The sequence below is a fragment of the Photobacterium aphoticum genome (assembly GCF_001029435.1).
GTDB classification, from domain to species: Bacteria; Pseudomonadota; Gammaproteobacteria; order Enterobacterales; family Vibrionaceae; genus Photobacterium; species Photobacterium aphoticum.
Genome location: NZ_LDOV01000018.1, coordinates 58,835 through 72,595, shown reverse-complemented (window position 1 = coordinate 72,595; position 13,761 = coordinate 58,835). Strand labels below are relative to the sequence as shown.

11 protein-coding genes and 1 tRNA gene are annotated in these 13,761 nt (G+C 47.6%); 4 read left to right on the top strand and 8 right to left on the bottom strand.

Annotated features, from left to right (window positions below):
* Positions 1-11: 11 nt before the first annotated feature.
* The 4 genes from ABT58_RS10305 to ABT58_RS10290 form a co-directional block, all read right to left on the bottom strand.
* On the bottom strand, positions 12-1,157 hold the full coding sequence (locus ABT58_RS10305) for an SLC13 family permease (protein ID WP_047874323.1): 1,146 nt from the start codon (positions 1,155-1,157) through the stop codon (positions 12-14).
* Between the two features lie 673 nt (positions 1,158-1,830).
* On the bottom strand, positions 1,831-2,529 hold the full coding sequence (locus tag ABT58_RS10300) for a SanA/YdcF family protein (protein ID WP_047874322.1): 699 nt from the start codon (positions 2,527-2,529) through the stop codon (positions 1,831-1,833).
* A gap of 271 nt (positions 2,530-2,800) precedes the next feature.
* A tRNA-Pro gene (locus ABT58_RS10295) sits at positions 2,801-2,877 on the bottom strand.
* 207 nt (positions 2,878-3,084) lie between these two features.
* Positions 3,085-4,080 carry a ribonuclease T2 family protein gene (locus ABT58_RS10290; RefSeq protein WP_047874321.1) on the bottom strand — a complete coding sequence of 332 codons (996 nt, stop codon included), beginning with the start codon at positions 4,078-4,080 and terminating at the stop codon, positions 3,085-3,087.
* Between the two features lie 464 nt (positions 4,081-4,544).
* On the opposite strand from ABT58_RS10290, the gene ABT58_RS10285 reads away from it, so the two are divergent.
* The 3 genes from ABT58_RS10285 (at position 4,545) to ABT58_RS10275 (ending at position 7,039) form a co-directional block, all read left to right on the top strand.
* Complete coding sequence (locus tag ABT58_RS10285; protein ID WP_047874320.1) at positions 4,545-4,847, top strand: hypothetical protein; 303 nt, start codon at positions 4,545-4,547, stop codon at positions 4,845-4,847.
* Positions 4,848-5,342: 495 nt separating this feature from the next.
* A complete protein-coding gene (locus ABT58_RS10280) occupies positions 5,343-6,194 on the top strand; it encodes an ABC transporter ATP-binding protein (protein WP_047874319.1) in 852 nt (283 codons plus the stop codon).
* Positions 6,194-7,039, top strand: a complete 846-nt coding sequence (locus tag ABT58_RS10275; protein ID WP_047874318.1) for a hypothetical protein — start codon at positions 6,194-6,196, stop codon at positions 7,037-7,039. Before ABT58_RS10280 ends, ABT58_RS10275 begins: the two co-directional genes overlap by 1 nt.
* Positions 7,040-7,147: 108 nt before the next feature.
* Here the strand turns inward: ABT58_RS10275 and ABT58_RS10270 are convergent, their stop codons facing one another.
* From ABT58_RS10270 to ABT58_RS10255, 4 genes are all read right to left on the bottom strand, one after another.
* Positions 7,148-7,351, bottom strand: a complete 204-nt coding sequence (locus tag ABT58_RS10270; RefSeq protein ID WP_047874317.1) for a helix-turn-helix domain-containing protein — start codon at positions 7,349-7,351, stop codon at positions 7,148-7,150.
* Positions 7,352-7,456: 105 nt separating this feature from the next.
* On the bottom strand, positions 7,457-10,291 hold the full coding sequence (locus ABT58_RS10265; RefSeq protein ID WP_047874316.1) for an Hsp70 family protein: 2,835 nt from the start codon (positions 10,289-10,291) through the stop codon (positions 7,457-7,459).
* A 248-nt stretch (positions 10,292-10,539) separates the two neighbouring features.
* Complete coding sequence (locus ABT58_RS10260) at positions 10,540-12,375, bottom strand: Hsp70 family protein (RefSeq protein ID WP_047874315.1); 1,836 nt, start codon at positions 12,373-12,375, stop codon at positions 10,540-10,542.
* Positions 12,375-13,034, bottom strand: a complete 660-nt coding sequence (locus ABT58_RS10255) for a DUF2760 domain-containing protein (RefSeq protein ID WP_047874314.1) — start codon at positions 13,032-13,034, stop codon at positions 12,375-12,377. Before ABT58_RS10255 ends, ABT58_RS10260 begins: the two co-directional genes overlap by 1 nt.
* 346 nt (positions 13,035-13,380) lie before the next feature.
* On the opposite strand from ABT58_RS10255, the gene ABT58_RS10250 reads away from it, so the two are divergent.
* Entirely contained in the window at positions 13,381-13,737 is a 357-nt protein-coding gene (locus ABT58_RS10250; RefSeq protein WP_047874313.1) for a YajD family HNH nuclease, read from the top strand.
* Positions 13,738-13,761: the final 24 nt, after the last annotated feature.

The window sequence follows — 13,761 nt, the reverse complement described above, 5'->3', positions numbered from 1 at the left end:
TTATTACACGCTTACCAAAACAGGTACGCGATCAGGCTTAATATACCGATACAGGCGATATTGAGATAAATCCCCACCTTCATCATTTCAGATTGTTTGATGTGGCCAGAGCCAAAAACAATGGCATTTGGCGGTGTCGCGACCGGTAACATGAAGGCACACGATGCGGCAACGGCAATCAGTGCTGACAGGATCACAGGTGACACACCCAATGCCTCCGCGACAGTTGCAAACACCGGTACCAGCAGGGCGGCACTGGCGGTGTTACTGGCAAATTCTGTCAGGAAAACCACAAAGCCCGCAACCACCAGAATAGTAAAGAACAAGCCGGCTTGCGCGAGGAAATCCCCCAAACTGTGCGCCAAGAACACACTGGTGCCGGTGGCTTTCAAGATGTTGCTCCAGACAACCGGCTTATGATCCAGCTCAAAGGTGTGTTTCAGATTGGGTTTCAAAAGCATGTATAGCATGGCGACCGTCATAGGCAATAACACGATCGTGACGGGGACACCGAAGGCCATCCATTCGGTAAAACTCAAACCAACTTCCGCTGCTGCAATGGCATTCGGTGGGCTACCGACGATGGTGGCAATACCGCCGATACTGGCACAGTAGGCAATACCCAGCAGAACAAAAACGTAAGTACTGCGTTCACTTTTCGCATTGACTTTATTCAGTACGCCTAATACCAGCGGCAGCATCATCGCGGTGGTGGCGGTATTACTGATCCACATCGACAGTACCGCCGTCACACCAAATAACATGAATACGGCGACGGACATGCGACCTTGGGCAATCAACAGCACTTTATCTGCAATCGCTTTATCGAGTTCTTGCTTGTGTAGCGCTGCTGCGAGAGCAAAGCCACCGAGGAACAAGAAGATAATGGGGTTAGCAAAGTTACTTAACGCTTTTGAGGTATCGAAAATATCGAACCCCACCGCGAGTAGTGGTACCAGAATGGCGGTAATACTGACATGCAGGGCTTCAGTCAACCACAGTACGGCAACAAATACCAAGATACTCAAACCAATCACGACATTGGGTTCAAAAGGCAGGGTATTAAGAAGCACCATAAATAAAGCGATATCAGCCAGTAATATCATGCTCTTTTTATCTAACAGCCAGTTTCGTATTGTCATAGTGAGGGCAGTCATAGGGTTTCCTTTTGCTTGATTATAGTTATTGGCTGGCCTTTCTTTCCTTGGCGAGCAGATAAAGGCTACTCGATGTTTGCGTTGTGTTAATTGACTGGGGTTTTATTGTTGATATTTCGTGCTGTAAATTTTTTGGAGTGTGAGCTAAGTGGAAATATTTTAAAATACAGGTATTTGAAGGATTTTCGTCGGTCTGACAGAGGAAGTAATTGCTGGGGATAAGGTGAAGTATTCACCTGATAAAAATGACATTAATGCGTTTTTGTGAAATGGGTCTAAGACTTTTTCTTCGTTATCGGCTTGCTATTCTTCTGAGATATAGCCTTGGGTATGATGTCCATACAAGGATTGTGATTACTATAGAAAGGCTAGGGATATGGACAAAAAACAACGTGTTATGCGTAAGCGTTTACAGCATGAAGCGCAAACGCATATGCGGAGTGTTCGGGCAAAATTTATGAAATCATTTTCTTGTAGTGAAAAAGTCGTGAAGCAGTAATCACGACGGCTCACTCAAGGAAAAAGCCACGGAAACGTGGCTTTTTTTATTCCTGAAATGAGGCGTCAGAGGCATCTGAATAAGCATGGCTGGCGATGAAGGAACAGAAGCGATATCTATTGCCGTATTTTGCTGAGTATCTAGCTATTCAGTATCAGACGGCTTCGTATTGGTTTACTCTGTCTTGGATTGATCCGAGTTTGATTGTTCAGTGTCGGGCTGATCCGCTTCGGGTGGCGTAATCGGCTCTTTAGGGCCTAAAAACTTTGGTTTCATATCCAGAATGTAAATATCCATAATGGCTTTAATACGGGCGAGTACTTCACGCATCCGTATTTTGAGTCCAGCCAAACCTTTGGGGCCAGGTACTGCCAGGCAAATGGCATCAATATTGTTACGCTCAGCAATAAACAATGCACGCTCACAATGGAAGCGTTGGGTGATGATCACAAAGTGATCCGCATCGAAGACACGCTTGGCCCTGACCACTGAATCTAATGTGCGGAACCCGGCATAATCGAGCACAATATTGTCATCCGGTACACCCGCTTTGAGGAGGTCCCGTTTCATGGTCCATGGTTCATTGTAAGAGCGGTGTGCATTGTCGCCACTGAGCAGCAACACGTTCACTTTCTTTTGCTCGTAAAGCGATATCGCCGCATCTATTCGGTATTGGTAATACGGGTTCAGCGATTTGGCGATGTACTTACTGGTGCCTAATACCAATCCGATAGAGCGGGGTGGAATTTCGGCGGTAGAATCAAAAATGCGTGATGAAGCCTGCGCGGAAAGCCATCGATCAACCAGCAGAATGGAAGCAACCAGTACAATACCGATCACCGCACTCATGCGAAAAATATTCAATAGCTTCATAAAAACCTAGGGAAAAACAAAACAAACAATATTTATACTACCTTAATTACTTGAAAATGTTGTGTAAAAAAGTCGTCAAAAAGACAGTCAGGCGAGTTATTGTGCAGTGGTATCTGCGTGAAGCCGCAAAGCGGGTTGCGAATCAGGTACTGGGGCTGTGCAGGCCTGCGCATAAGGCACTTGCAAAGGGGCGAAACAGCAGGGAGCTACACCCATTTTCACCCATAGAATAGGCAGTAGAAAAAGAATGGGTAGGCGTAAAAAAGCCTTTTGGTCGGACATACTGGATTTGAACCAGCGACCCCTACTCCCCCAGAGTAGTGCGCTACCAAACTGCGCTAATGTCCGCCAAAAGGCTTTTATTTATTGCTTTAGCAATCAATGTCTTCAGTGTACAAAAGCCAGATCAGAATGCAAGAGAGGGAATATGAGAAATCCTACCGAACTCTCATATTCTGCTTATCGTGGCCTTGCCTTGCTCAAAAATACAGCAAGGCAAGGTGTGATTGGAAGTGACGGTGTCTCATTGCCGATATGCTTCGTTACGCAGTGGCTTTAGTCTTCAATATGTATGGTGGCAGAGCAGTTTCCTTGGAAATTCCGCGCTTTGGGAGCCGCATCCAGTTTATCCGTCAATGACGTATAACGTTCAAAGTCGTTACCCAGCGTAATACGTACTTCTTGCAGGTAGCGTTTGTTTATACATGATAATTGAATACGTTGCGTGGCTTGAGTGCCAAGGGTGCTATTCAGGTGACGCTGAAATTGCTTTACGTTTACTGTCTGGCCAATATTGGCTTTGATGTACTGGCCAATGGCAGAGTTGTCGACTTGTTTGACAAGATCTGCTGCGAGCAGGAAATAGGTATCATCATCGCGGGTTTGACAGGTACCGTGCTTTTTCCACTGATATGCCCCAAAATCGTTCTCGTAATAGAAGTTTGGCATCCACGGTGCAATGGTCTTGATGGTACTGGCCGATAATTGCATTTTATTATTCGGCTCGCAGTAGCCGTATTTGGTGCCGCAAGCGCGTTTATTTGGCCATAAGCCATGCAGGGTCAGGTTATGTGTGGTGCGTTTCCCTTTAAGCAGCGCGGCACACTCAGGTTTTTTCGCGCTGCCTTTGCTGTGTTCACAAAAGCCAGGCTGCCAGCTGACCGCTAAAACATAAGAGTCTTGTAGTCCTTTTGTTTGGCATTGCTGCGCTTTGGTCGGTTTATTCGTGGCACCGGCTTGTTGCTTGCCTGCTCCTTGCGTGAATGCTGATTGCCCACATTCAGTGTTGACCCATCGGGTGTCGGGTTGGGCCTGAGGAACTCGGATCTGTACCCAATCGCCATTGGGTTTATTCAAAAAAAGGGCCGGATAGCGGGTGCCGGGTTCGGTTTTATGATTGCCTGGGTTGGTTTTCTTTTTAATAGATTGATATACCGGACAGGCTTCGGTTGCGACAAAGTGTCCTGAGACTTTGACTGACGCAACAGTAGAAGGAGAGAGTAAAGTACAAAGCGCCAGTAGGGCGCTGAGATTCAGTTTTCGTATGGTCATTAGAAAAAGAATGGTCACAAGTAAATATTGAAAACTTATTATACCTCAGTGTTAGCAAAATGGTGGAGTAAGGGGGGAAGACATATTCTGCCGTCTTATGTTTAACAAGTTGCTAAAGTGAAAAGTCTGAACCACACTACTTGGTATGGGTATCTCTCAGCACTTTTCTGTCCGTAATGAGTGGTGATAAATTCAAGAAAATTTAAGTTCACATACTTGGAAACAAGAGGTATCATCGGCGCATCTGCCTTGTGTGGTCTTCAGCTATTGCCACAACCTTTGCTTTCAAACGAATCAGTGATCTGCATCGTATGTGGTTCAATATTGCAGAGATTTTCTCTCTCTGTTGAGATATTTTTATTCGTCATCATTTTCGATTGCCGTGTGTACTGCTGTATTTGATTATTGGCGTAATGCCAAACCTGCGGACACAAACGAAGCATTCGGTTTAAGAGGTCATATTCATGGATAATTTTGCGGCTGCTGAAAAAGCATTATCAGCTATGCTAAAAAACGTTGATACAAAAACAGGTTCAGTAAAAGAAGAGCGCGCTGACTACCGTCAAATGCTGATTGATTTCGCGGACGAAGTACCGGGTCGTCAGAAAGCAGTGATTAAGCGTATGCCTCTTCATAAGATTAATAACCTGATTGCTGTTCTTCACGAATTTAAAGACGAAGCCCGTCAAGTTCGCATGACGGAAATTCTGGCTCAAATGGAAAAAGACGGCGTTCATCCAGAAGAATTGCTAGAAAAGAGTGAATAATATCAAACACTGTGCATATATAATATTGCCAGCTACCCCAAATTTATAGCAATGAAAAGCTATGCTTAGTGTATTAAGCCCAATGGGTCTAATCACTGTTCGACTGTCTAAAAAAAGCGACGTCTATGTCTGCCATAATAAAGTCAGTCTTCGAAAAGGCTAGCCTGAGAATATGCACACCTGGTGTAAAGTATCTCTGTATTCATTGTGTAATCAGCACGTGTTGCTGTAAGTCTCTGCCGTGACATACCCCGTCAATGCTCAGAGCAATTATCCAGCCTCTTTAGTGTGCCCGGTTTCCTGGCGCACTTTTCTTGTTTCTCATATTTAAAATGTAAATGTCAGCGTGATATTGTGTGGCGATATGCGAGAGAGTTAACAGTTATCTAAACCGTTGCTGAACAATAAACGCGTTGTAATACACTAGGGCACTTGAGAAATCTGTTTCGGTACGGGAAATACTTACGTACGACAATAACTATAAGGTAAAACATTGTGGAAACCTTGATTCAAGCACATCAACTGGGAAAGTCATATGGCCGTTACCGAGCGTTGATGGGGGTTGATCTGCATATACAAGCGGGTCAGGTGTTGGGGCTGCTGGGTCACAATGGCGCGGGAAAATCGACATTAATAAAGAGCTTATTAGGCTCTCACCCGTATGATGGGCAATTGCAGGTTTTTGGTTTAGATCCTCAAAAACACCGTGTGACTATAGTACGCGATTTAGCCTATATTTCTGATGCTGCCTTATTGCCGGAATGGATGACGGTTAAACAGATTATTCAATATATGGCAGGCCTGCATCCGAAATTCGATGCGATGCGGGCGTATGAGTATTTAGCGCAAACGGATATTCAGCCGAAAATCAAAATCGCTAAGCTGTCAAAAGGCATGAAGGTGCAATTGCATTTAGCGTTGATCATGTCTTCACACGCACGTGTCTTAATATTGGATGAGCCCACATTAGGGTTGGATTTATTGTTTCGCGAACGCTTTTACCAGCAACTGATGGCATGGTTTAAAGCCGGCGATCGAGCCTTGATTATTGCCAGTCATGAAGTGAATGAAATTGCACATTTGCTGACCGACGTGCTGATGTTGAAACAAGGGAAAGTGGTTTGCGCGGGCACCTTGGATGAGGTGACGACAAGGTATGCAAAGGTCGCAGTACCTGCCGATAAAATGAAAATGGCGGAAACCGCAAAACCGATTTATGTTCAGCAAGAACAGCAGGGCATGACGGCGTATTTTGAACAGGCGCGTCCGGAAAAATTGGCGACATTAGGTGAGGTTTCTTGCCCGACGTTAGCTGAAATCTTTATTGCTGTTCAGCAGGGGGCATAATGAAAGCATTTCTGACCTTATTGCAAAAAGAATTGTGGGAATACCGTATTGTGGTGAAGTTGCCACTTTTTCTCGCTTTATTTGCCGTATTGAATTTTGCGTTTGTCATGATGAGCGATAACGCGACGATTTCTATTCAGTCGACCGGTAACGGTGTGATTGATTGGGGGCTACGCAGTGATGGCTTTACGGGGTTAATCGGTAAATTAAATGAGCTGATTGCCGGGATGCTGTATCTTATCTTATTCATGATTTATGTGCCTAAAACGCTACGTAAAGAAAAGGAGGAAGGCACTTTAATGTTTTGGCGCTCCATGCCAGTGTCTGATTACCTCACGATCGCTGCCAAGCTTGCCTTTATTCTTGTGCTGGTGCCGGTGATTGCGTCGGCTTTATTGGCCTTTTCTGATTTCATTGTGTGGTTGATGGCGTCTATGTGGTTGCCGGCCGATATGATGCAGTCGTGGCAAATTTCCCTGCCAAATATCCTTGTGCACTGGGGGCAGTTTATCGGTACGCTGGCGATGATGAGTCTTGCGCTATTCCCGCTGGCGTGTGGTTTACTGGTGGTTTCACAGTTGACCCGTTACCCGTTACTGAGCGTGATGTTTGCCATTATCCTCATTAAAATTGCGTTGTTCCAAATCACGGGCAACGGTGAGCTAGGCAGTCAGTTTTCAGCTTTCTATGGATTGCCGGTGGACGTATTAATGAGTGAGTCTGCGCTTAACACATACCTTGATTTTGGTTGGTTTGCCAATGGTGGCATGTTGCTTGGTGGTGTGGGTTTGTTCTGGGTAAGTTGCTGGTTGCGAGGCCGCGATGATGCCACTAAAGCGGTGTGATATCACTACTTACTGAACCTCACGGAGCCTTTCGGAACCTGTAATATACGTATAAAAAAACGGAGAGTAATGAAGACTCTCCGTTTTTTATATGTTCAACCGTGGCAGCTAAGCTGCAACGACGCTCTGAAGATATTGAACCTCACGTTTGTACTTACGTACGTTACGTGACAAAGTACCTTTTGGTACGTCAAAGCGTTTTTCAGCCTCGTAACTTGACAGGCCTTCAAAAATGACAGCTTCAACGGCAACACGCTGGTTCTCAGATTTGAAAATCCGCTGCGCAATAATCTGATATTGTGTACGGTTCATGTGGTAATACTCGCTAGACAAAAAATTACAAAGCAAAGTGCTAAAGAATCAAAAATTCGTTCTCATTTATGTCTTTGAGATTACCAGCCGAACCCTAACAGAACCTTAATCGATTAAGCGTAATCCTGTTGGTAAAGCATCACCGAACACGCGTTTGGTTTCGCTTTCCGTTAATACCTTCACTGATGAGACCATTTCAATCCAACTTTCAGGCACTTTGCTGGCCTTCAGTTTTTTGATCACAGCATCACGATTCGTGTCATCAATATCCAACGTTCGGTCGCCAGTCATACGACACATCATTACGGCGGCGAACGCGATGTTTGGATCTTTACGCCAGTCAAAATCCATCAATTCAGGTAGACAGAACGCCACGTGCTGTGGTGTCAGTAGGTTGTGCGCACTGCCATAGAAAGGACTGCGCGTACCGATACGACCAATCGCCCACCAATGTGCTTGCGAGTATTGGGTTTTCTGTAAGCGACCAAAAATCCACTCAATGAGCTGCAGTTTCTTATCGAACGGTAGGTTCTCTAATGACGCTGCAAGACGTACCATGTCTTCGTAGCTGCGCTCTTGCATTTCTTTTGCCAGCTTGCTGTCACGGGTCGCGCTTGGGTTGATGTATTTGGCGATGTCTTTGTAGATCACCAATTGCTGCTCTTGGCTCAGACCACCGGCCACACGGCGCCAGAATGTCCACCAGTCACTCCAGGTTTGGGTGTTGGTATTGAACTGGATCCCATGCTGATATAACGCCCACACTTGTTCCATACGCCAGTCATCGGTTGGGTAACCAAAGCCCGGACGCAGCGCAAAGCCTGTTAGCTTCAGCCAGTTGCGTTCGTGAATATCAGAACGGCGACGACGCTTTTTACTTTCTAGCAAAGAATCAGCCAGTGCACGCAAACAAGGGGTTTCCCAGTTATCGCGTTTACCCAGACGTTTTTCTAGTTGGTTTCGCAGCGTTTTAATGGCGTTTGCATCGGCATTTTTAGTGCTACCACCATACGCTTGTTTCACGAGTGCAATGGCGTCATCCATGTGAGCGGGCAGGGCAGACTCGGCCAGTGTGCCGTCATGCTTGCCTTGATTCAGTTTGGCGATGTCTTTGCGGATCGCGAATTCCACTTTCCAGCGTTTGTTTTCATCATGAATGCTGACACATTCGATTTGTAGGGTACCCACTTCCGTTAACTGGCAGGCCAGCGTCACTTCTTCGCGTTCTTTTTGGTTGGCGGCTAATTCGCTACGATCGGTTTCACTGTCGAGCGTGGCGATAAACGGTGGCAGCGCGACGAAACTGTCAGCATCCAGCGTGTACAAGCCCCCCGCCTGCGTGTGCGTATCATCGGTAGATGACATCAGGTTAAAACGCACAGGCTCACCCAATGTCAGGGCAAACTTGCGATCTTTCAGGCGGATCTCGGTGCCCTCATCCAGGCCCTTTGGCAGAATGCACAGGCCTTGTTTGGCTTTCTTTTTGCCTTCTAAGACCAAGAAGAAGGAGCGGGCGGAGCCGCCACCAATTTTCAGCTGTGCACCATGTCGGGCTTTGGCATACGCGACGGCACCGTAGGCGACAGCTAAATCCGGATGTGGGTTGCTTAGCTCCGCGACAGGTTGACCGCGCCATGCTGAGAACGTAGACAGCACGCGCTCAGACAACAACGGGCTATTAAATACACCACCGTTTAGCAGCACGGCGACGGGAATGGCCGGTTGTGACGGAGAAATGTTGATCCCTTGTGCGGCAAAAGAGTCACGACATACGGTGTCGTGCAGTTCAATGAACTGTGCCATGTGTTTGCTGATGGCCGGGTCGGCCGCATAAGGCAGGCCAAATTCGACCACGGCGGCTTGGCGCTGGTTAGGTTGATCATCAAAGGCGGTGAGAGGGAAGAAACCCTCTAATGCCACTTGGTGGACTTCATCACGGGTTAAATCCACGCTTTTTGAGCCACCAATCAAACGTGAGCCGCTGCCTAGCATGGTCACTTTTGCGGTATCAGGGGCATTGCCTGACAGCAGCTTCTCTTTCACCTTACGGGTTTGCTGGATTAGCTTAGACAGGGCGGCCGCGCTCAGCTTTTTATCAGCACCGTGCAGGCGCTGCTCGGCCAGATGGGCAAGGGCAAGGTCGATGTTGTCACCGCCCAGCATCAGGTGATCGCCCACGCCGATACGATCTAGAGTCAGTGAACCATCTTTGGTCCCGACTTTGATCAAGCTAAGGTCTGTGGTACCGCCGCCGACATCGCACACCATCAGCAGGGGAATGTCTTTCAGTAACGTATCTGCATTGGCTTTGTTGCTTGCATACCAGTCGTAACATACCGCTTGTGGCTCCTCGAGCAGCAGAATGTTATCTAAACCGGCCAATTTTGCCGCTTCCAGAGTCAGGGCGCGTGCCGCTTCATCAAAGGATGCAGGGACGGTCACAACCACTTCCTGTTCGTTCAGTTTGTCATTCGGGTGATGGTAATCCCAAGCTTGGCGCACATGGTTAAGGTAACTGGCACTGGCCACCACCGGAGAGACTTTGTTGACGCTGGTATTGGATGACCAAGGCAGAATTGCTTCATTCCGATCCACGCCAGTGTGAGACAACCAGCTCTTCGCACTCACTACTTGGCGGCCTTCGACTTTTGCGCCCAGTTCACGAGCCAGTTCGCCGATAATGGCGTAGCTGATGTCACCGCTGACCGGATGCTGATCCCAAGGCAGAACAAGCTGTGACGGATCCATTTCACCTTCAGCAGGGTGATAGCGAAAAGAAGGTAGCAGGGGTTTGCGGGCCACTTCCCCCGGTGCGATGAGCTGGTCTATTTCAAAAATGGCAATAGGACTGGACTCAAGGTCGTCAGAAATCGGGGTGTAGGCAACAACCGTGTGTGTTGTGCCAAGGTCGATACCAACAAGAAAACGAGGGGAAGACATGCATTACTCCAGAGCAGATCGTTCGATGTATAGCGATTCGGAATGACCGAGTTTAGCGATAGTATACCGCTGTATAGCAACATTCGCGGAGATAAATCTATGATTTCAGACTGTGTTTGTATCAAACGGTGTCGATGTCATCACCTTATCTTTACGAATGGGCTTTACGAACAAGCTTTACGTACAGATTTTACGAATAGAATAGGGGAGATAAAAAAACGGCGCCCTGAGGCGCCGTTTGTGATGGTTTAGTTGTCGCGTACGTCAAACTCGACTTGCCACTTCTGGCCACCGTCGGTCGGAATCGCTTCCAGACACAGGGTACCCAGCTCAGTCACACGTGATGCCAGGCGTACCGGCACAACTTGGCCCGCTGTACGGCCTTCAACCACAGGCAATGTAACTTGGATGGCTGGCAGTTCTTCCAGCTCGTCTGGCTGCCACCAATCAAGGTGTGTACCTGCTGGATCTTCACGGCGAACCGTTGAACCGAAGAATTTGAACTGTACTGGCTGACCGATCACCAGACCGAATTCACGGCTTGGTACATCCGCGTGTGTGCCTTCTTCCATACCAAATGGGGCAACACATAGCGCTTCAACCGGTGGCTCCATACCTGGAATAGCAGGCATTGAGCTTTCGATACCCACGTAGTAGCTGCTTGCGATACCACCACGGATACGTACGCCTTTACCTTTACGTACGGAACCGTAGTAAGACGCGCCGCTTGCTACAGCAAGGTCAAGGTCCAGACCGGTCAGGCGTTTTGCTTCTTCGCTGCCCGCTGTGGTTAGCCAGCTGTTGATGATAGACATCAGGCGATCAGACAGAAGATCAGACTTCAGGACACCACCGTTAAACAGAATCGCAGTCGGGCGGATGAAGCCTTCGTGTAGCTGCTCGTATTTCTCAAACAGTTCATCAACCGCAGAAGACTGACGGCTTAGGAAGCCCGCTACGTGACGAGATACCGCTGCATCTTGTGCGTACGGCAGACCCATTTGTGTCAACGCGCCGCGCTGCATTTCAACAGGGTGCTCTTCAATGCTGTTGCGAGGGAAGAAACCTTCCACCAGCGTTTGCTGTACTTCTTCTTGTGTCAGTTCCGTTTGAAGCGTGCCACCCAGCAGTTTAGAACCACGGCTTGGTACCACGATTGGCACGGCTTGCAGTTCTGCATCGCTCAGTAGGGCTTCTTTCGCGTCACGACACGCATGCGTGATCGCTTGGATCTGCCATGGCTGTAGCTGCTTGCCTTCTTGCGCCAGTTTCATTTTCAGGCGGTAGGCAAGGGCCAAGTCCATGTTGTCACCACCTAGCAGGATGTGGTCGCCCACAGCTACACGGTTCAGTGTTAGGTTGCCGTCTTCTTCAGTCACAGCGACCAAAGACAAGTCAGTGGTACCACCACCGATATCGACCACCAGAATCACGTCGCCAACCGTTACCTGGTCACGCCATGTTTCTTCGTTGTTTTTCAGCCAGCTGTACACAGCAGCTTGTGGCTCTTCCAGCAGTGTCATGTGCTTGAAGCCCACTTCACGTGCCGCTTCTGCTGTCAGTTCACGCGCCGCAGGGTCGAATGACGCCGGTACGGTGATCGTCACGTCCTGATCAAACAGCGGTGTTTCAGGGTGTTGGTGGTTCCATGCGTCTGCAAGGTGCTCCAGGTAGTGACGCGTCGCTTCCAATGGAGACGCTTTGGTCACTTCTTCCGGGCTGTTCAGTGGCAAGAATGCATCACGACGGTTTACGCCACCGTGACATAGCCAGCTTTTCGCACTTGCAATCAGGCGGATAGGGGTTTTGCTACCCAAGTTACGCGCCATGGCACCCACAATCGCGTTTGGTTTTGCACACCAAGGCAGTGCTGTATCGCCTTCCGCAAGTTCAGATTCATGTGCTTGGTACATGAAAGAAGGAAGCTGATCTTTTTCTTCAACGTGGCCTGGTGTTGTCAGCTGTGCAATTGGCATAACAGTGACAGTGGCATCTTCGTCTTGAAGATCAACATACGATAAAACACAGTGTGTGGTACCTAAGTCGATACCGACACTGTAACGATGGTCTTGTGTTTCTTGCATTACAGTTCTACCTCAGCGGCGGCAACAATATTCGCATCGTGACCTTCTGCCAGTTTAGGCAGTTTCACATCAGTGACTTTCCAGCCACGGTGAATAAGGGTGCCAGTAAATGGTGCTTCACCAACCACGTTACCAGTTAGGCGAACTTCAGAGGCATTGAAGCCCTTTGGTAGCGTAATACGTGATTCTTCTTCTTCCTCACGTACTGGGGCAAAGCGGAAATATTCATTAAGGACTTTTTGACCGCCTTCGTGAATAACACGTGCAGCAGCGCCGATCTCTGCATCAGCAAAGCCTTTCAGATCTTCTTGCATGAAGTCGATAAAGCGGGCTTCTTGCTGTAGCAGTGACAATAGCTGAAGAGCAGAGTCTGGCGTAGTCGTTTTCAGTTTTGGTTCCACTTCAACGATTTTTTCTACGATCTTCTCTACTTCAACCACTTTTTCGACTTCGACAATTTTCTCGACAGGTTTTTCAACCTCGACAATCTTCTCGACTTCTTTTTCGACGACTTTTTCGATTTCAACCGGTTTGCCTTTCTTGGCGATGTAAAGTACTAGCATGACCAGCAATAAACCACCTAGCCAAGCATGCCCCATGTCGATCGTTGTCGGCATTGCCGATAAATCCACAGTTAATTTAGAAAAATCAAAAGCCATAATCCGTCTTCTCTATCAAGTGAGATTACATTCACAAATTGGGTCGAATATTATCATAATCAAGGTGCATTACACTGTTGCACACCAACTTTTTGACCGATTTGAACCATTTAGGATTCTTGTCGGCTAATTAACCAGCAACTCGCGCTGACATAACTCTGTCATTAGCGCTTAAACAGAGTGATATGCTGTGGTGTTTTCCCATTTTTCATCGGGTTCCCCTTCATTTTTAGTGCAAATTGGTTGGAAGGGTGAGTGATTTCATGAAATTGTCGCAAGATTACGGCATCACATTCAGAATTCGGTTACTATCGACGGGTTAAACATTATCGATTTAGGTGAGAACATGTCGTCAGATTACTACGGAACCAGTGCGGCGTATGCCCGTAAAGAGCAGGGCTACCGTGAAAAAGCCCTGAAATTGTACCCTTGGGTATGTGGTCGCTGTTCCCGTGAGTTTGTTTATTCTAATCTGCGTGAATTGACCGTCCATCATGTGGATCATGACCATACCAATAACCCGGAAGATGGCAGCAACTGGGAGCTATTGTGTCTGTTCTGTCATGACCACGAACATGAGAAATACACCGAGCACGACAACCAAATGGGTAGCGTGATCAAAGCGGGTGATAATGATCATGTGGCGGCGACTTTCAACCCGTTTGCAGATCTGAAAGCCATGATGGAAAAAGGCAAGAAATAATTGGCCTGAGCCTTGTGTGCGGAA

What these genes read in the sequence shown, in the direction of transcription:
- ABT58_RS10305 (WP_047874323.1), bottom strand. Translation starts at nt 1,157, where the DNA reads ATGACTGCCCTCACTATGACAATACGAAACTGGCTGTTAGATAAAAAG.
- ABT58_RS10300 (WP_047874322.1), bottom strand. Translation starts at nt 2,529, where the DNA reads ATGAAGCTATTGAATATTTTTCGCATGAGTGCGGTGATCGGTATTGTA.
- ABT58_RS10290 (WP_047874321.1), bottom strand. Translation starts at nt 4,080, where the DNA reads ATGACCATACGAAAACTGAATCTCAGCGCCCTACTGGCGCTTTGTACT.
- ABT58_RS10285 (WP_047874320.1), top strand. Translation starts at nt 4,545, where the DNA reads ATGGATAATTTTGCGGCTGCTGAAAAAGCATTATCAGCTATGCTAAAA.
- ABT58_RS10275 (WP_047874318.1), top strand. Translation starts at nt 6,194, where the DNA reads ATGAAAGCATTTCTGACCTTATTGCAAAAAGAATTGTGGGAATACCGT.
- ABT58_RS10270 (WP_047874317.1), bottom strand. Translation starts at nt 7,351, where the DNA reads ATGAACCGTACACAATATCAGATTATTGCGCAGCGGATTTTCAAATCT.
- ABT58_RS10265 (WP_047874316.1), bottom strand. Translation starts at nt 10,291, where the DNA reads ATGTCTTCCCCTCGTTTTCTTGTTGGTATCGACCTTGGCACAACACAC.
- ABT58_RS10260 (WP_047874315.1), bottom strand. Translation starts at nt 12,375, where the DNA reads ATGCAAGAAACACAAGACCATCGTTACAGTGTCGGTATCGACTTAGGT.
- ABT58_RS10255 (WP_047874314.1), bottom strand. Translation starts at nt 13,034, where the DNA reads ATGGCTTTTGATTTTTCTAAATTAACTGTGGATTTATCGGCAATGCCG.
- ABT58_RS10250 (WP_047874313.1), top strand. Translation starts at nt 13,381, where the DNA reads ATGTCGTCAGATTACTACGGAACCAGTGCGGCGTATGCCCGTAAAGAG.